Annotated in this window: 13 protein-coding genes; 10 read left to right on the top strand and 3 right to left on the bottom strand. The window is 52.1% G+C overall.

Going from position 1 to position 18691, the window contains the following annotated elements; all coding sequences use genetic code 11:
- The first annotated feature begins 180 nt into the window (after nucleotides 1-180).
- A complete protein-coding gene (locus F0L74_RS26730; RefSeq protein ID WP_149840966.1) occupies nucleotides 181-2559 on the top strand; it encodes a glycosyl hydrolase family 8 in 2379 nt (792 codons plus the stop codon).
- A 215-nt stretch (nucleotides 2560-2774) separates the two neighbouring features.
- On the opposite strand, the gene F0L74_RS26725 is transcribed toward F0L74_RS26730, so the two are convergent.
- Nucleotides 2775-3647 (bottom strand): RHS repeat domain-containing protein, encoded by an 873-nt coding sequence (locus F0L74_RS26725; protein WP_149840965.1) that lies wholly within the window; start codon nucleotides 3645-3647, stop codon nucleotides 2775-2777.
- Nucleotides 3648-3772: 125 nt separating this feature from the next.
- Between F0L74_RS26725 and F0L74_RS26720 the strand changes: the two genes are divergently transcribed.
- The 9 genes from F0L74_RS26720 (at nucleotide 3773) to F0L74_RS26680 (ending at nucleotide 13550) form a co-directional block, all read left to right on the top strand.
- Complete coding sequence (locus tag F0L74_RS26720) at nucleotides 3773-4846, top strand: DUF3667 domain-containing protein (protein WP_213087087.1); 1074 nt, start codon at nucleotides 3773-3775, stop codon at nucleotides 4844-4846.
- Between the two features lie 8 nt (nucleotides 4847-4854).
- Complete coding sequence (locus F0L74_RS26715; protein WP_149840963.1) at nucleotides 4855-5634, top strand: enoyl-CoA hydratase-related protein; 780 nt, start codon at nucleotides 4855-4857, stop codon at nucleotides 5632-5634.
- Between the two features lie 136 nt (nucleotides 5635-5770).
- Nucleotides 5771-6313: an Ivy family c-type lysozyme inhibitor gene (locus F0L74_RS26710; protein WP_149840962.1), complete on the top strand. Its 543-nt coding sequence runs from the start codon at nucleotides 5771-5773 to the stop codon at nucleotides 6311-6313.
- Between the two features lie 157 nt (nucleotides 6314-6470).
- The gene (locus F0L74_RS26705) at nucleotides 6471-6923 is read left to right on the top strand and encodes a response regulator (RefSeq protein WP_149840961.1); all 453 of its coding nucleotides are present in this window, start codon (nucleotides 6471-6473) and stop codon (nucleotides 6921-6923) included.
- Nucleotides 6924-6940: 17 nt separating this feature from the next.
- On the top strand, nucleotides 6941-8140 hold the full coding sequence (locus F0L74_RS26700) for a sensor histidine kinase (protein ID WP_149840960.1): 1200 nt from the start codon (nucleotides 6941-6943) through the stop codon (nucleotides 8138-8140).
- A 12-nt stretch (nucleotides 8141-8152) separates the two neighbouring features.
- Nucleotides 8153-11761: a response regulator gene (locus F0L74_RS26695; RefSeq protein WP_149840959.1), complete on the top strand. Its 3609-nt coding sequence runs from the start codon at nucleotides 8153-8155 to the stop codon at nucleotides 11759-11761.
- Nucleotides 11762-11785: 24 nt separating this feature from the next.
- Nucleotides 11786-12151, top strand: a complete 366-nt coding sequence (locus F0L74_RS26690; protein WP_149840958.1) for a response regulator — start codon at nucleotides 11786-11788, stop codon at nucleotides 12149-12151.
- Nucleotides 12148-12981: a CheR family methyltransferase gene (locus tag F0L74_RS26685; RefSeq protein ID WP_213087086.1), complete on the top strand. Its 834-nt coding sequence runs from the start codon at nucleotides 12148-12150 to the stop codon at nucleotides 12979-12981. Before F0L74_RS26690 ends, F0L74_RS26685 begins: the two co-directional genes overlap by 4 nt.
- Nucleotides 12963-13550, top strand: coding sequence for a chemotaxis protein CheB (locus F0L74_RS26680; RefSeq protein WP_149840956.1), 588 nt, complete (start codon nucleotides 12963-12965; stop codon nucleotides 13548-13550). Before F0L74_RS26685 ends, F0L74_RS26680 begins: the two co-directional genes overlap by 19 nt.
- 64 nt (nucleotides 13551-13614) lie before the next feature.
- Here the strand turns inward: F0L74_RS26680 and F0L74_RS26675 are convergent, their stop codons facing one another.
- Complete coding sequence (locus F0L74_RS26675) at nucleotides 13615-15903, bottom strand: Tex family protein (RefSeq protein ID WP_149840955.1); 2289 nt, start codon at nucleotides 15901-15903, stop codon at nucleotides 13615-13617.
- Nucleotides 15904-16227: 324 nt separating this feature from the next.
- A complete protein-coding gene (locus tag F0L74_RS26670) occupies nucleotides 16228-18597 on the bottom strand; it encodes an ABC transporter permease (protein ID WP_149840954.1) in 2370 nt (789 codons plus the stop codon).
- Nucleotides 18598-18691: the final 94 nt, after the last annotated feature.

Raw genomic sequence — 18691 nt, 5'->3', positions numbered from 1 at the left:
GCCTATCTTTAGGTGGATATAATATCCGCCTGGCGGAGTATTTGAAAAACCATAACGAGCAGTAGTGTAGTAGTACGAGTAGCAGGGCCTTATATCTGGAAAAACTGTAAAGACCAACGAGCAGTAGAACCAATATCCGATGCACCGAAAAACCTATAAACCCTTAAAATAGAACCGTCTATGAGAAAAACCTATGCCGTCCTGGCTGCAGGATTGCTATGTATTGTCAGTTTGTTCGCCAGAGCGCAGAACAAGCCTTTCCCGCAAGCCGTTAGCTATCCCGGCTGCATTAAGCCCAACAACGTTTCCCAGGCAGACATGAACACCAGCGTGGCCAGCTTCTACGACTACTGGAAGTCCAAGTACCTGAAAAACAACCTGTCCTCCCTGCCCGGAGGTTATTACATTAAAGGAGAGATCAGCGGTAGCGCAGAAGGCTACACGCCCTTAGGCTCTTCTGAAGGTCAGGGTTATGGCATGGTCATTACCGTATTAATGGCCGGTCATGATCCCAATGCACACGCTATCTATGATGGCCTCTTTAAAGTTGCCCGCGCTTATCACAGCTCCATCAACAACAACGTGATGGGTTGGGTAGTTGCCGATAACACTGGCGCCCAGGGCCATTTTGATTCTGCTACGGATGGTGATATCGATATCGCCTACTCCCTCATCCTGGCGCACTACCAGTGGGGCTCCACCGGCGCTATCAATTACCTGGCAGAAGCAAAAAAGATGATCACCAACGGTATCAAAGCCGCTAACGTTACCTCCACCAACCGCCTGAACCTGGGCGACTGGGACAGCAAAAGCGCGCTCAATACCCGTCCTTCTGACTGGATGCTGAGCCATATGCGCGCCTTTTACCAGGAAACAAATGATGCTACCTGGTTAAACCTGATCAATAACCTGTACAGCGTGTACTCCCAGTTCAGCAACAAGTATTCTCCTACCACAGGCCTGATCTCTGACTTTGTAGTAAAGAATCCCCCGGAGCCGGCTCCCAAGAATTTTATTGACGAAGGCCCGCAGACCAATGAGTATAACTACAATGCCTGCCGTGTGCCCCTGCGCGTGGTAATGGATTATGCCCTCTATGGCTCTGCCAGCGCCCAGTCTATCTCTAACAAGATCGCTACCTGGATCATCCAGAAATCTGGCGGCAACCCTGCCAGCATCCGCGATGGTTACCAGCTGAATGGTACTGTTTCCGGTTCTGATCCTGAAGCCGTATTCGTAGCACCTTTTATAGCCGCTGCCGTAGCTAACAGCGCTAACCAGGCATTCGTGAACAGTGGCTGGAACTTCCTGAAAACAAAGAAATCCGGCTACTATAGTGACTCTTACAGCCTGCTTTGCCAGCTGTTCATCTCCGGTAACTGGTGGAAACCTGAAGCCGGTGGCACCACGCCTCCGCCGGCTACGGCTATTGCCATACCCGGCACGGTAGAGGCAGAGAACTTCACCGCCATGAACAATATCCAGACAGAAGCTACCACTGACGCCGGTGGTGGCCAGGACGTTGGCTATATCGATGCCGGCAGCTGGATGGAATATAAAGTGGATGTACAGACCGCAGGCGCTTACACCGTGCAGTTCCGCGTAGCCAGCGAAAGCGGCGGCGGTACTTTCCAGCTCAAAAAAGGAGATACCGTACTGGTGCCCACTACCACCGCGCCTTCTACAGGCGGATGGCAGAACTGGACCACCGTTACCGCTACCGTGAACCTGGCTGCAGGGGTGCAAACACTCCGCTTCCAGGCGCTGAGCGCAGGCTTTAACCTGAACTGGATGCAGTTTGCCACTACCACCACTACTGATCCGGGTGATGATCCGGGAGACGATCCGGGTCAGGATACTACCGGCGCGCCCATTGGCCAGACCATCTGGCTGCAGGGCTTCAACGGCCAGTACGTAAGCTCCAAGAACGGCGTAGGCCCCATGTGGTGTAACGCTACTGCTGTAGGCGGCTGGAACCAGTTCCTGGTACAGGATGCCGGTAACGGTAAAATCACGTTGAGCAACAACGGCCTGTATGTTTCTTCTGAGAACGGCGAACAGGCTATGACCTGCAACCGCGATATGCCACAGGAATGGGAACAGTTCGACTGGATCGAAAATGCAGACGGCACCATCTCCCTGAGAGGCAACAATGGTATGTTCGTATCTTCTGAGAACGGCGAACAGGCTATGAACTGCGACCGTCCGGAAGCACAGGGCTGGGAAGCCTTTAACTGGGGTGTTGCAGGCGCTGCTGCCCGCAAAACAGCGGTACTGGCGCCCGCGCAGGATGCCAAAGCCGAAGCCCTGCAGATAAGCGTATATCCCAACCCGCTACGTAGCAACGCCACCGTAAGCTTCTCTACAAAAGAAGCCGGTCATGTATCCATATCCCTCTTTAACAGCAGGGGAGAACAGGTACAGGTACTGCTGAATAGCAACGTAGCCGCAGGTACCCATACACAGTCCTTTGCGGCAGCTACCCTGCCTACCGGTATGTATGTGCTGAAAGTGATTTACAATGGTAAGATCATCACCCATAAGCTGGTGAAACAATAGCACCGGAAGGAAACTCCTGTTACTATCCGGTTTCCATAAAAGAGAGGCGGCTCGTTGCATTGAGCCGCCTCTTACTATTTTGATACTATTTTACCTCTTTTCACAAAAGCCTTTCCTTCGGTTTAGGTTCGCTTAAGGTTCGGTAGAGGTATATATTAGCTATATTGCTAAAATACCATCAGTTTGGTGTCCTTTTTTTGCTTATATTCAATGGTTTACTTCGTATTCATCTCATACTTATACTTCACCATCCCCAACAGCTCCCTTCCTTTTCCATACGCCTCCTCTTTATCAGGCAGTCCCTGCTGGGTATAGGAATACCGCCAGATCGTATAATCCCCTGTTTCCGCGTTTACCGTGGTCATTTGGGATAACCGTTGCTGCGCGTCATACTCAAACATATAATCCGGCAGCATCCGTTTCTTGGCACGGTTAAAACGGAGTACATCCGTTAGCCTTCCCTGGCTATCATAGTTATAATAGATGCGGGGGCTGTACAGGTTCTTCCCGTACTCCTGCTCCTCCGTTACCCGGCCCTGTTTATCGGTCTTAAACAACACCGTAGTGGAGTCCGCCCCGCCCAGGCTCTTTTTATGGATCATGCTGGCCAGGTATCCCAGGCTGTCATATATATAATACCGGGTTTCCGTAATGCGGATCTTACCCCCGCCCGGCGCCTGCGACTGGGAAACGGTCTGGATATCCGTGATCCGGCCGGCCGTATCATACCGGTATTGTACCGTACTGATACTGCTCTCCGTACTATCGGTGGTTTTGGTAAGCCGCCCGTTGCCGGAGAAGGTGGAGGTCATAACAGACAGTCCCGTGCCCCTGGACTGGGTAATGGACCGCATTTGCCGGTAATTGGGCGATAACACCCGCTGGCACCTGAAATCATTATCCGTGTCCATATTCGCGTCCAGGCTCTGAACATGTTGCACCCGTACCTGGTGCTCCTTCAGCAGAGACATATTATCCGCCGTCTGGCGGGTATTGTAGATGTCCTGGTAATAATATTGGGCCGTACCGCGCCCGGCAAACCATAACAGGCAAAGCCCCAGTAAACAGATCTTTCTAGTGTGATGCATAGTTTAATTAAACAGTGACAAAAATACTAACGTTCAGATCATTTGAAAATTTTTCAGATATATAAGATTTATTCGCCTTGGGTATTGATGATCTTTTGTTATTTTTAAGCCGCAACCTAAAATCTTTGAAAACGCAACACTTACGGCAGGATAAACACTGCCTGAACTGTGGAACGGAAGTTCCTGAACGGTATTGTACGCATTGTGGACAGGAAAATACTGTCCCGCATGAATCTTTTGGCCACCTTGTAAAACATTTTGTGGGAGACGTGCTCCACTACGACTCCCAGTTCCTCGTTACGCTTAAGTACCTGTTATTCAGGCCCGGAAAGCTAACAAAGGAATACATGGCCGGCCGCCGCGTATCATACGTAAATCCGGTCAAATTATACATTTTTATCTCTTTTGTGTTCTTCCTTACCATGGCTATGTTGTCACATAGCAGACATACGGAAGAAGCAGCGGAAGGTAAGGATAAAAAGGAAACCGGTACCCGTACCAACGTGGTCGCCAATCCCCGCGCGGCATTGGAGATTCTGAGCGCCGTGAACGACAGCGTGCGCAAACATGCCTACGACGGCATGGAGCTCACCGCGCAGGACTCCGCGGAAATGGCCAAAGATACCGCCACCGCAGCCAAACGGCAGGAAAAGATCCGCGCCGCGGCCGTGCTGGACCCCGTAAGCGTATACGGCACCAAACACCATTACGATTCCGTGCAGAATGCCCTGCCCAAGGAACAGCGGGATAACTGGAGCAAACGCCTGTTCATCCGCCGGGCCCTCTACCTGCATGAGCATTACCAGAACGGGGACTTTATGGAGGATATCAAGCATAACTATCCCAAAATGATGTTCCTGCTGTTGCCCCTTTTTGCCCTGTGGCTAAAAGTGGTCTATAACTGGAAACGCTGGTACTATACGGATCATGCTATCTTCTCCCTGCATTTCCACTGCTTTGCCTTTGTGGTCATGTTTATAGGTATGCTGCTGGACTACTGGTTCAGCGATTCAGATCCTTTTATGGGCTGGGCGCTCATCGTGACCTGGATCTACCTGTTATTTGCTTTAAGGAATACCTATAGCCAGTCATTCCGGCGCTCCCTGGCAAAAGCAGTAGCATTAACGATAGGTTACGGTATTACTTTTGGCATTATATGGCTGCTCATGGCGGTATTGGTATTGGCGGTAATTCTGTAAATTTAGCCATGCAACCAGAACATATAATCGTACACCAACAGGCCGCAACCCATGTTGCGCATATCCAATTGAACCGTCCCCAGGCACTGAATGCATTGAACCTGCAACTGATGACAGAGCTGAAAACAGCCCTGCAGACACTGGACGCAGACGAACAGGTCCGCGTTATCATAATAAGTGGCAATGAAAAAGCGTTTGCAGCTGGGGCTGATATCACACAAATGGCGGGCAAGAGCGCCATCGATATGTATAATATCGACCAGTTCAGCACCTGGGATACCATCAAAAAAACAAAGAAACCCCTGATTGCAGCCGTTAGCGGTTTCGCACTGGGAGGGGGATGCGAATTGGCCATGATCTGCGACATGATCGTAGCCAGCGAAACCGCCCGTTTCGGACAACCGGAAATAAAGATCGGGGTAATGCCCGGCGCCGGCGGCACACAACGTCTTACCAGGGCCGTAGGAAAAGCCCTGGCCATGGAAATGGTGCTCACCGGCCGTTTTATCACCGCAACAGAGGCCCTGCAGGCTGGCCTCATTAACCGTATTGCCCCGGTAGAGCTCTACCTGGAAGAAGCCGTTAAACTGGCCTCGGAAATAGCCGCTATGAGCCCGCTGGCCGCCAAAATGGCTAAAGAGGCAGTGCTCAAGGCGTTCGATAGCTCCCTGGAAGAAGGGCTGCACTTCGAACGCAAGAACTTCTACCTCCTTTTTGCCTCAGAAGACCAGCAGGAAGGTATGCAGGCTTTTATCGAAAAAAGGGCCCCTGCATTCAAAGGCAGATAACCGTTAAAGGCCGGTCGTCCAACGATCCCTCTACACCGTAAAAGGCAGTTTGCTGCAGCATGTCCGCAGCTATAAAAAATTTGTACCCGGCTGCCCGTCGCCGCTGCAAACTGCCCGCTTGTTAAACCCCCGGAAAATGACAGACAAAATGACGACCATCACAACCATGACTATGAGAAAGCTGTTGCCTTCACTGCTATGCATGCAATTATGTGCATGTAAGGAACCCGTTCCCCGTAAACAGGAACAGCGTCTGCCTGACTCCGCCAGTATTCCATCCGCAGATACCATGATCCCCGGTAATGATACCATCATTGCCAACCAGATCACGTCCTGGAGCCGCTTCGAGGACTATGCCGGCCACTACGCGGGCGAAGTGGAGCTGCTGCAGAAACAGCCCCTTAACCAACGCTACCGCCAGCTGCTGGGAAAAGATACCACCCTCTTCCTCCAACGTCTGCAGGTAGCCCCGCCCATAGAGCTGGATGGCACGATCCTTTACAACGACGGCTGCAAACCGCATAACTGCGCCTCAGACGAAGCCGCCATCGCCATCAATATGACCCGGGATATCATCTACATAGGTATAGCAGTTAACGGCCGCGTAAAACTCTACGCGGAAAACCAGGATACCGCCTTCCCGCAACGCCTCCTGGAATGGAAACAGAAATTCCGCTGAAATTATTTTTCTCACTATATTCAATGCGTGATCGGTAACACGGGGTGGGCTATACGTTCCAGACTCTGCAATAACGCGGGTTACGAAAGATCAGAAAATTGGAAAAGCAGTAGCAGGCTACTGAAGGAACAATTAAATTTGCGCCAATTGAATAGCTATGGTTAAAACTACATTTCTGCTTGTGGATGACGATGCGGACGATACCGCCCTCTTTGAGGAGGTATTGGAGCAGGTGGACCCGTCCATCGGCTTCCGTGTGGCCACCAACGGGCAGGAGGCATTGGAGATGCTCAGATCGGACAGCGAGGCTTTGCCGGATATTATTTTCCTGGACCTGAACATGCCCCGCATGGACGGCCGCCAATGCCTGGCGGAACTGCAGCAGGATGACAGGCTCAAACAGATCCCCGTGATCATGTATACCACCTCCTCGCAGCCCAGGGATATAACACAGGCCCTCCAGAACGGCGCCCTTTGTTATATTACAAAACCAGCCAACCTGCGTGATCTGGAAGAAATAATCTCAGTAATAGCCGGCAATGCGCATAGCGGCCTTACCGAAGCGCTTAAACGCTTAAGTACCAGCGTCCCTGCCTGTATAGTTTCCTAATCTTTTTCGTTTTCACTATGATTCTGATCGTTGATGATAAACAGGAAAATCTGTACTCGTTAAAAGCCCTGCTCCGCCTTAACCTATACGAGGTGGATACCGCCGCTTCCGGAGAAGAGGCCCTTAAAAGGATTCTCAAGAACGAATATGAGTTGATTATCCTCGATGTTCAGATGCCCGGTATGGATGGGTATGAAGTGGCGGAGACCATTACCGGTTACAGCCGCTCTAAAGATATCCCCATCATCTTCCTCTCCGCCGTAAATATCGATAAGCGCTTCATTACCAAAGGATATACCTCCGGCGGCGTGGATTATGTTACCAAACCTTTTGACCCGGATATCCTGCTGCTGAAGGTGAAGACCTTCACCCGCCTGTACCGGCAAACAAAAGAGCTCAACGATATACGCGAAACCCTGGAGCAAAAAGTGGAGGAGCGTACCCGCGAGCTGGTGCAGGCCAACCGCGAGCTGGAGATCAGCAACGGCGAGCTGCAACAGTACGCTTTCATCGCCTCTCACGACCTGCAGGAGCCCCTGCGTAAGATCATCACCTTTAGCCGCCTGGTCATGGAACGTTTTATCGAAAACATACCAGACGCTTACCAGTACATGAATAAGGTGATCATGTCCGCAGAGCGGATGCGTAACCTCATCAACGACCTGCTCAGTTATTCCCGCCTGTCTGATACGCCGCGTTTCAATAGCTGCAACCTTAACCTGGTGCTGCAGGAAACCATGGCAGACCTGGAAGTGGTGGTAAAGGAAAAAGAAGCGGTGCTCCACATCAGCGAGCTGCCCATGATAGAGGCCATCCCGGATCAGATGCGGCAGCTCTTCCAGAACCTGATCAGCAATGCGCTCAAATTCTCCCGTAAGGATACCGCGCCCATGATAAAGATCTGGGCAGAGCTTACAGACGAGCCCTCCTTCGAGGGGACCACCGCACCCACAGGCCTGTATTGCCGTATCTACATAGCGGATAACGGTATCGGCTTTGATGAAATGTACCTGGAAAAGATCTTCCAGATGTTCCAGCGCTTGCATGGCAAAGGGGAATACGACGGCACCGGCATTGGCCTTACCATCGTAAAAAAGATCATACAACAGCATAACGGCCTTATAACCGCCGGCAGCAGGGAAGGGGAGGGCGCCACCTTTATAATGCTGCTGCCTGTAAAACAATCCGTCATCGTACAAACAGAACCGCTGGGATAAATCATACACACAATGAAAGAGTCTTTCAAAAGGAATTTATTGGTCAGTTATGGGCTATCGTTCTTCCTGGTGATCATCAGCTCAATAGCTTCCTACATGAGCATCCATAACCTGCTGGAAAGTCAGGGCCTGGTAGATCATACCAACAGTGTCATCAACAAACTGGAGCGGGTGATCTCTGTACTGAAGGACGGTGAAACCGGCCAGCGCGGTTTCCTGCTCACCGGCAGGCAGGAGTTCCTGGAGCCTTATAGCGGCGCCCGTGAAGAGGCCCTGCATCTTATTGATGAGGTGCAGGAACTAACGCTGGATAACCCTTCTCAGCAAGCATCCCTTGAGGAGCTGCGCAGTACCACCACACTACGTTTTGCGCAACTGCAGGATCTCATTGACGCCAGGAAGCGCGGCACAGCCGCATCCGTGGAAGACCTGAACCGCGGCCGCGAACAGATGGTGAGCTCCCGCCGTTTGGTACAGGTCATGCAGGACCGCGAACAGGCCCTGCTGCTGCAACGTACCAATAAAGCCAACCAATTTGCGGCGTATACGCCCACCCTTATTGTCATCGCTTCCTTCTTATCGCTGCTCGTAGCGGTTGTATCCTTCCTGCGCGTAAATTCAGACTACGAGAAGCGGAAAGTGCTGCAGCTGGCCCTCCAGCAAAAGGACGAGGATACCAGCCGCCGCCTGCACCTTATCCAGGGCATTGCAGATAAGATCTCCGGTGGCGACTATGCCATCCGGGTGGGTGATGCAGGTAAGGACGTACTGGGCTCCCTGGCCGGCTCCCTTAATAAAATGGCGGAATCCCTGCAGCATTCCTTCAATATCCTGTCTGATAAAGAATGGTTGCAAACCGGCGTGGCCAACCTGAATGAAATGCTCATCGGCGAAAAACGCCCGGATGTGATCACCTCACAGGCTATACAATTCATTGCGGAATATGCCCGTGCACAGGCAGGCGCTTTCTATCTCCTCAAAAATGAAGATACCCTGGGCCTGGTAGCTGGTTATGGGCTGGATAAAGAGCGTACGCCCGCCCAGGTTACCATAGGCGAAGGCCTGGCCGGCCAAAGCGCGGCCTCCGGTAAGGAAATGCTGCTGGAGAATGTGGCAGACGCCCAATGGACCATCAACAATACCAGCGGCCGCATACAGCCGGATACCGTCATTGCCATCCCCGTATACCATGAGCGCCTGCTCAAAGGCGTAATGGAACTGGCGTCTCTGGATAGCTTTGGCCCCGTAACCCGGGAGTTCTTTAAAGCGGTCTCCTACAATGTAGGCCTGGCCATCCATAGCGCGCACGACCATCAGCGCCTCCAGGACCTCCTGGCAGAAACACAGGCGCAGTCAGAAGAATTACAGGCCCAGCATAGCGAGCTGGAAAACATCAACACAGAGCTGGAAGCCCAGTCGCAGAAATTGCAGGCCTCAGAAGAGGAGCTGCGCGTACAGCAGGAAGAGCTGCAACAGGCCAACCAGGAGCTGGAAGAACGCAGCCGCCTGCTGGAAGAAAAGAATGAGCTGATCCTGGAACGTAATTTCGAGATCCAGGGCAAAGCAGAAGAGCTGGCCCTCAGCACCCGTTATAAATCAGAGTTCCTGGCCAATATGTCGCATGAGCTGCGCACGCCGCTGAACTCCATCCTGCTGCTTTCCCGCCTGCTGTCAGAGAACCATGGCGGCAATCTTTCCGGGGAGCAGGTAGAATATGCTACCGTGATCCAGAGCTCCGGCAATGGCCTCCTTACCCTTATAGACGAGATCCTGGACCTTTCCCGTATAGAGTCCGGCAAAATGGAGCTGGAATATGACTATGTACCGCTGGATGAAGTGATCCGGGAAATGCGCTCCCTGTTTGATCCGCTGGCAAAAGATAAGGGCATTAGCTTCCGTATAGAGGCGGCGGATGATCTGCCCAATATGATTGAGACAGACCGCCTGCGCCTGCAGCAGATCCTGCGTAACCTCATCTCCAATGCGCTCAAATTCACCGCCCGTGGCGAGGTTACGTTGCAGATCGCCAAAGAGGCCACCGCCATCTCTTTTGCAGTAAAAGATACCGGCATCGGCATTCCCAGGGATAAACAGGAGACCATATTCGACGCCTTCCAGCAGGCAGACGGCTCTACCCGCCGCAAGTACGGCGGCTCCGGCCTTGGCCTGTCCATCAGCCGTGAATTGGCCAAACTGCTGGGCGGCGAGATCACCCTGCAGAGCGAAGAAGGAAAAGGCAGCGTCTTTACCCTTAACCTGCCACTGCAAAAAGGCGCGGCTATACAACAAACACATGCCGCCGTTACTTCCGCTATTGCACAACCTATACTGGAAGAGTTCCAGTTCCATCCGGAAAATACCAAAGAAGCCTACAATGATCATAGCAGGTATACCGCGCCCTTTATACCGGCCGCCATACCAGACGATCGTAACGCCATTGCCGCCGGCGAAAAAGTGATCCTCATCATTGAGGATGATACCACTTTTGCCCGCTCCCTGCTGGACTATACCCGGCAAAAAGGTTATAAAGGCATCGTAGCCGTACGTGGCGATGAAGGCGTGGAACTGGCTAAAAGCTTCCTGCCCATGGGTATCCTGCTGGATATACAGCTGCCCGTAAAGAATGGCTGGGAAGTGATGGAAGAGCTGAAATCGGACCCGGCTACACGCCCCATTCCCGTACACATCATGTCCATGTACGAAGTAAAGAACAGAAGCCTCTCCCGCGGTGCGGTAGACTTTATCAATAAACCTGTGGATACAGAAAAGCTGGGCGAAGTGTTTGAGAAGATAGAACAGGCCCTCAGCCGCTCTCCCCGTAAAGTATTGATAGTAGAGGAGAACGAGAAACATGCACAGGCGTTGTCTTATTTCCTCGGCAACTTTAACGTAAGCGCAGAGATCAGGAATACCGTGGGCGAAGGCATCAAGGCCCTGGACCGTAGTGAAGTGGATTGTGTGATCCTGGACATGGGCGTACCCGCGCAGCAGTCTTACAATATACTGGAAGATGTAAAGAAAACGCCCGGCTACGAGAACCTCCCCATCATTGTGTTCACCGGCCGCAACCTCTCTTATGTAGAAGAGATGAAGCTGAAACAATATGCAGACTCTATCGTTGTAAAAACAGCGCACTCTTACCAGCGCATACTGGACGAAGTATCCCTGTTCCTGCACCTGGTAGAGGAAAACAAACGGGAACAGAACGTAGTCAAATACCGCCGCCTGGGCGCCCTCAGCGAAGTGCTGAAAGGCAAGGTGGTACTGGTGGCAGATGATGATGTGCGGAATATCTTCTCCCTCACCAAATCGCTGGAAGCGTATGGTATGAAGGTGATCTCCGCCATAGATGGCAAAGAGGCCCTGCGCCAGCTGGAAGAAGTACCCCGCGTAGACCTGGTGCTCATGGATATGATGATGCCGGAAATGGATGGTTACGAAGCGACCCGCCGCATCCGCGAGATACATAAGTACAGCAAGCTGCCCGTGATCGCTGTTACGGCCAAGGCCATGACCGGCGACCGCGAAAAATGTATCAACGCAGGCGCGTCGGATTATATCACCAAACCGGTGGATGTGGATCAGCTCATTTCCCTGTTGCGGGTATGGCTGTATGAATAATTGACCTCAAAAGTGGATGTACGCATGAATAAGACCATTCTCATCATAGATGATGACAGCCGGAACATCTTTGCCCTCAGCGCCGTGCTGCGCGCAAGAGGTTATGCCTGCGTAACAGCCGCAGGTATGAACGAGGCTTTTGCAACCCTTACGGCACAGGATAACATCGGTCTTATCCTCATGGATATGATGATGCCTGATATGGACGGCTACGAGGCCATCCCCAAACTTAAGGCGGCGGAGCAGTGGAAACACCTGCCCGTCATTGCGGTAACGGCGCAGGCCATGGCTGGCGACCGTGAGAAATGCCTGGCCGCCGGGGCGGATGGTTATCTCTCAAAACCGGTAGATATCGATCAGTTACAAGGCATCCTGAAACAGTACGTATGAAGCACGTAGAAGCCAATAACGTAAGGGACGAAGAGCTGGACCTGCTGCTGGATGAATTGTTCCGTACCTACGGCTACGACTTCACCAACTATGCCAGGGCCTCCCTCAAAAGAAGGGTGAACCGCCTCATGATCATAGACCGTTTCCCCAGCTTTGCAGAACTGCTGTACCGCCTGCGGCAGGATCCTGCATATCTGCCCCGCATCGTAGAAGAGCTGACGGTGAACGTAACAGAGATGTTCCGCGACCCCACTATGTTCAAAACCCTGCGTGAGCAGGTGCTGCCCGTACTGGCTACCCACCCCTTTATCCGCATCTGGCACGCCGGCTGCGCTACCGGGGAAGAGGTATACTCCATGGCCATCCTGCTGGAGGAGGCCAACCTGCTGCATAAATCGCTGTTATACGCTACTGATCTGAACCCCTCTGCCATAGAGAACATCCGTAAAGGTGTGTTCCCCCTCAGCGAAATGAAGCAGTATTCAGAGAACTACATCCTCTCCGGTGGAAAGAACGAATTCTCTAAATACTATACCGCCAAATACAACTGGGCCAAATTCGACGACCGTCTGAAATCCAAGATGATCATATCTACCCACAACCTGGTATCAGACCGTTCGTTCAATGAGTTTGTGCTCATCTTCTGCCGGAATGTGCTCATCTATTTTGATAGACACCTGCAGGATAAAGTACTGGATCTGTTTGATGAGAGCCTGGAAAAACTGGGTTTCCTGGTCCTGGGCTCCAAAGAAAATATACGTTTCTCCGGCATAGCCCGTAAATTTAAACAACTGGAAAACAAAGAAAGGATATGGCGGAAAGTGATGTAAGCAAATACCGGATGGTGGTCATCGGCGGCTCTGCAGGCAGCCTGGATGTGATCCTGCGCATCGTGTCCGAAGCGCGGCAGCTCACGCATGTCGCGTTCGTGATCATCGTACACCGCAGTAAATCAGCAGACTCTATCCTGGCAGATCTGCTATCCACCCAAACCCCGTTGCTGGTAAAGGAAGTAGAGGATAAGGAAAGTATTATGCCAGGCATCGTATACATAGCTCCGCCAGACTATCACCTGCTATTGGAGAACGAGCGCACCTTTTCATTGGATGCCTCCGAAAAGATCAACTACAGCCGCCCGAGTATAGACGTTACTTTCGAATCTGCCGCGGATATCTTTGGCCCCGCGCTGGTAGGTATTGTGCTCTCCGGCGCCAATGCGGATGGGGCGCTGGGCCTCAGTGCGATTGCTGCTGCTGGTGGATATACCATTGTGCAGGAACCGGTTACCGCAGAAGTGGATTTTATGCCCCGCCAGGCGATCAATATGACGCGGGTAGATGCGATATTGGAGGGGGAGGAGATAGGCGGTTTTTTGGAGGTGTTGCTGAAAAAAGCATAATGCTATATAAACAGCAAGCCCGCCGATGTATAACACCGGCGGGCTTTTTTATTGCTAACAGCTATTAATTAAACTTCTTCTTCAACTCCGCCAGCTTCGCCTGAAAATCATTCAACGGCGCTGCCGCTGCCTTATTCCCACCAGCCGGTTTACCACCGCCACTATTATTATCCTTTCTTTCCCTGCGCTGCCCGCCGCCGCTGTTATTCCCACTCGCCCCAGGCGTTTCGCTATCCTTCATAGAAAGTGAGATACGTTTACGGGAAGGATCTATCTCCAATACCGTTACCGTTACTTTCTGGTTCAGCTTCACCACTTCATTGGGGTTGCCAACGAACTTGCTGGAAAGATGGGAGATATGCACCAGGCCATCCTGTTTAACGCCTATATCCACAAAAGCGCCAAAGTTCGTGATGTTGGTCACCACGCCGGGCAACACCATGCCGGGTTTCACATCCTCCATGGTACGGATGCCTTCTGCATATTCAAAGATCGCGATCTCATCACGGGGATCACGGCTGGGTTTATCCAGTTCTTTGAGGATGTCTTCCAGCGTGAGCAAACCCACTTCTTCGTTTACATATTCTTTCAGGTTGATCTTCTTACGCAGGTCATCTTTACCTATCAGTTCGGCTACGCTGCAGTGCTGTTGTGCGGCCATGGCCTCTATCAGCGGGTAACGTTCCGGGTGCACGGCAGAGTTGTCCAGCGGGTTATCACCGTTCTCTATACGTAAAAAGCCGGCGCACTGTTCAAACGCTTTTTCACCCAGGCGGGGCACTTTCTTCAACGACGCGCGGTTGCGGAATGCGCCGTTTTCCTTACGGTATTTTACAATATTCTCTGCCAGGGAAGGGCCCAGGCCGGAGATATAGGCCAGCAGGTGTTTGGATGCCGTGTTCAGGTTTACGCCTACCATGTTCACGCAGCTTACCACTACGCGGTCCAGGCTCTGTTTCAGGTGAGACTGGTTTACATCGTGCTGGTATTGGCCCACGCCTATGGATTTAGGATCGATCTTCACCAACTCTGCCAGCGGATCTATCAGCCTGCGGCCGATGGATACTGCGCCACGTACGGTCACATCATAATCCGGGAACTCTTCACGGGCTACTTCAGAAGCGGAGTATACAGAAGCGCCGCTTTCATTCACCATGAATACATTGATCTTGGCGCCAAAGTCTATCTTCTTCAGGAACTCTTCTGTTTCGCGGCCCGCGGTGCCGTTACCTACGGCGATGGCGGCGGTGTTGTATAGCTTTACCCATCTTTTCAGCAGGGCTTCCGCGTCATCGCGTTTATAGTTCTTTTCCAGGGGGAAGATCACGTCGTTATCCAGCATATTGCCTTGCTCATCCAGCGCTACGATCTTACAGCCGGTACGGTAGCCGGGATCCACGGCAATAACGGCTTTGGGGCCCAGCGGGGCGGCCAGCAGCAACTGGCGCAGGTTCTCTGCAAATACGTCAATGGCTTCGGTATCTGCTTTGTCTTTGGTAAGACCGCGGAACTCGTTCTCCAGAGAGGGGCGCAGCAGGCGTTTATAAGAGTCTGCGATCGCTTTGTTCATCTGTTCGCGGTGGGCGCTGCTGCCTTTTACGAACTGTTTATTGATGATCTCCAGCGCTTCGTCCTCTACCGGCGTAATGCTGGCAAACAGGAAGCCTTCTGATTCGCCGCGCATGATAGCCATTACACGGTGGGAAGGGATCTTAGGCAGCTCTTCCTGGAAATCGAAATAGTCTTTGTATTTATTGCCTTCCTCTTCTTTGCCTTCTACCACCTTGGAGGTAAGTACGGCAGTGTGTGTGAACAGCTTACGCAGTTTATCACGTACCTCCGCGTTCTCATTCACCCATTCCGCAATGATATCGCGGGCGCCTTTGAGGGCTTCGTCAGAAGAAGCTACTTTATCATTGATATATTGTTCGGCCAGTGTTTCCGGCGAGCCTTCCAGCTGTTCAAAGATGATCTTTGCCAGCGGCTCCAGGCCTTTTTCAATAGCCTGGGTAGCCCGGGTTTTGCGTTTGGGCTTGTAAGGCAGGTACATGTCCTCCAGCTCTGTAAGGTTCCAGCTGGCTTCCAGTTTACCCAGCAGCTCCGGGGTCATTTTCTCCTGTTCGGTGATGGTCTTGATAATGAACTCACGACGGTCATCTACTTCCTGGTAACGCTTTTTAAGGTCCTCAATCCGGCCTATCTGCACCTCATCCAGGCTGCCGGTCACCTCTTTCCGGTAGCGGCTGATAAAGGGCACCGTAGAGCCCTCTGCCAACAAGTTCATGGTATTTTCTGCCTGTCTGGCTGAGATACCTAATTCCGCAGAAATCAGTGCAATGTGTTTGGTATTCATGAATTAACTAATAATGAATAATTAAAAACTAAGGCCTCTTTTAAAAACCGGCGCAAATGTACTTAAATTGGCTGTTCCAGCAACCGAAAGTTGTTAACAGGGAGCCCTGTATGCCCGTTTGTGGTGATTCTCCACAGGTATTAGACATAACAATACCCCCTGTCCCAAAGTTCGGAAAACTCCATGCAAATTATCCGCCGTTTTGTTTACCGTTGTCCATTGCAATCCCGCTGCCGGCATTTCGCCGTTTCTCCCGTCTGAATAACAAAAAGCCGGCATCCTGCCTGGAATGCCGGCTTTTGTATCCAAAGGAAGCCAGTTCCTTTACGCTGTATGCAAACTTTTTACCGGATCGGCCAGCGCCGCTTTTATAGACTGCAGGCTAACCGTTAGCAATGTGATCAGTACAATGGCGGCTCCGGTGATCAGGAATACGCTTGCTCCCAGGGAAATGCGATAGGCAAAATGCTGCAACCAGTTATAGCTCATCCAGCCGGCCACCGGGAATGCGATCGGTAAGGAGATCAGCACCAGCGTCAGGAAGTCTTTTGATAACAGCAGTACGATATTGCCGGCCGTGGCGCCCAGTACCTTGCGGATGCCGATCTCCTTTTGCCGCCTTTGCGCGGTAAATGCAGCCAGGCCCAATAGTCCCAGGCAACAGATAACAATAGCAATAGCGGCAAAATACCGGAACAATACCGCCACCTGGTTTTCAGAGGTATACAGTAACTGATAATCCTGGTCCAGGAATTTAAAGCTGAAAGGGAAACCGGGGTTATATTGTTTATATAATTGCTCCAGCTGTGCCAGCGTGGCCTTTTCACTGCCGGCCCTGAGCAGGATGGCAATATTTCCCGCATCTGGCGACTGTGGCGCAAGTATAAAAAAACACGGCTTTACCGGTTCGTACAACGATTCAAAATGAAAATCGTTTACCACGCCTACGATCCGTTTCTTTTCCTTCCACTGGGTAACGGTCTTGCCTATAGGGTCCTTTAATCCCATGGCCTTAATAGCGGCTTCATTAAAGATGATCTGCATGCTGTCCCCGCCCCGGGTAAAAGGCTGTCCATCCAGCATCCGTATGCCCATGGTCTCAATAAAACCGTATCCCACAAAAAGGTATTTGAAGGTAACTGCCTGGTCCGGCGACATGCCCTCCCAGCTTATGCCCTGCGTGCCGGTGCCGTTATTGGTCAGCGCACGCCCAAATACAGATGCATGCACGACCCCGTTAATGCTGCTGGCAGCTTCCAGGAACGGTGTGGTATGGTTGGCCAGCGCGCCGTCTTTCTGGAGTACGATCACATGGTCTTTATGCAGGCCCAGGTTCTTGGAATGGATAAACGATACTTGTTGATATACCACCAATACGGCAACGATCAGTATAACAGAAATAACAAACTGAAAAATGACCAGGCCTTTCCGCACTAATAACTCGCGTGCGCTTGTTTTTATAGGGCCTTTTAATACCCGTACCGGGGCAAAGCCGGACAAGTAAAACGCCGGATAGCTGCCCGCCAGCAGCCCTGTGAATAGTGTAATACCCACCAGGAACAGCAGCATACCGGCATTCAGCGGCAGACTAAGCTGCTTGCCGGTAAGCTGGTGCAAAGGCCATAGCAATAATAAGGTTAGCAGCAGGGCAATGATCAGCGACAGGAAGGCCAGCAAAACAGATTCCGCCAGGTATTGCAGGATCAGCGTGCCCCGGCGCGCGCCTACGGCTTTTTTGATGCCCACCTCCTTGCTTCGCCCTGCCGCCCGCGCGGTTGACAGGTTCATGAAGTTTACGCACGCGATCACCAGGATAAAGATGCCCACCAGCATAAACAACCGGATATACCCTATACGGCCGCCCGCCTGTACCCCATCCACATACCTGCCATACAGGTAGCTGCTGCTGTACGGGCGTATGAATAACGATTGATAGGCCTCGCCGGTTTTTGCCTGCAGGTAGCTGCCCAGTTTTTTGCTGAATAATGCCTGACTGGCCCCCGCCTTCAGCAGGATATAGGTATTGGGCTCGCTATTGGTCCAGGCAGAGGCGTTAGCCTCATGCCGCAGGTACAGCGCATATGGGAAAAGGATCTCAAATTGGGCGGTAGCATTGGCGGGCGGGCTTTTAACAACGCCGGCAACCAGGTAAGTACCGCTGTAAGGGTCATTATTCCAGGTTACGCTTTTGCCAACCACCCCCCGGGTGGTATGGAACAGTTTCAGGGCCAGCGCATCTGTAATAACGACCTTCGTGGGCTCCCGTAATGCGGTCAGGCGGTCGCCCTCCAATAGGGGATATGAAAATACCTGCAGGAAATCCGGGCCAACATACTGCTCCTTTACCCGCAGATGCGTATCCCCGGCCGTGAGCACCCCGGTCTGTTTAGCGGGCACGTATACGCCCGTGGCAAATTCGACCTCCGGCATATCTGCAGCCAGCGCCTGTGACAGCGGGCCTGGGGTCATGCTATAGGTCTGGATATGCCCATCCGGCTCCCGGGCGTTCTTCATCACCTGGTACAGCCGGTCATTATGGGCAAAGATATGGTCCACCGCCAGCTCATCGGCTGTCCACAACCAGATCAGCAGCGCACAGGCCAGCCCTGTAGAGAGGCTGCAGATGTTCAGTAACGTGAAATGGCCCTCCTTCCGGAGGTAGCGCCAGGCCGTTTTAAAGTGTGTTGTCAGCATAAAAAGGGTTAAAATGAAGGGTTGTGGCTGTCCTCTGAGGGCCGCCCTGTTAAAGACGCAGCCGGGCAGCTACGGTTGCATCCCCCGGCTCTCA

Origin of the sequence: Chitinophaga agrisoli (assembly GCF_008386695.1) — a bacterium.
In the GTDB taxonomy this organism is placed as follows: domain Bacteria; phylum Bacteroidota; class Bacteroidia; order Chitinophagales; family Chitinophagaceae; genus Chitinophaga; species Chitinophaga agrisoli.
Note: the sequence above shows the minus strand (reverse complement) of the source record. Positions and strands in the feature narration are given on the sequence as shown.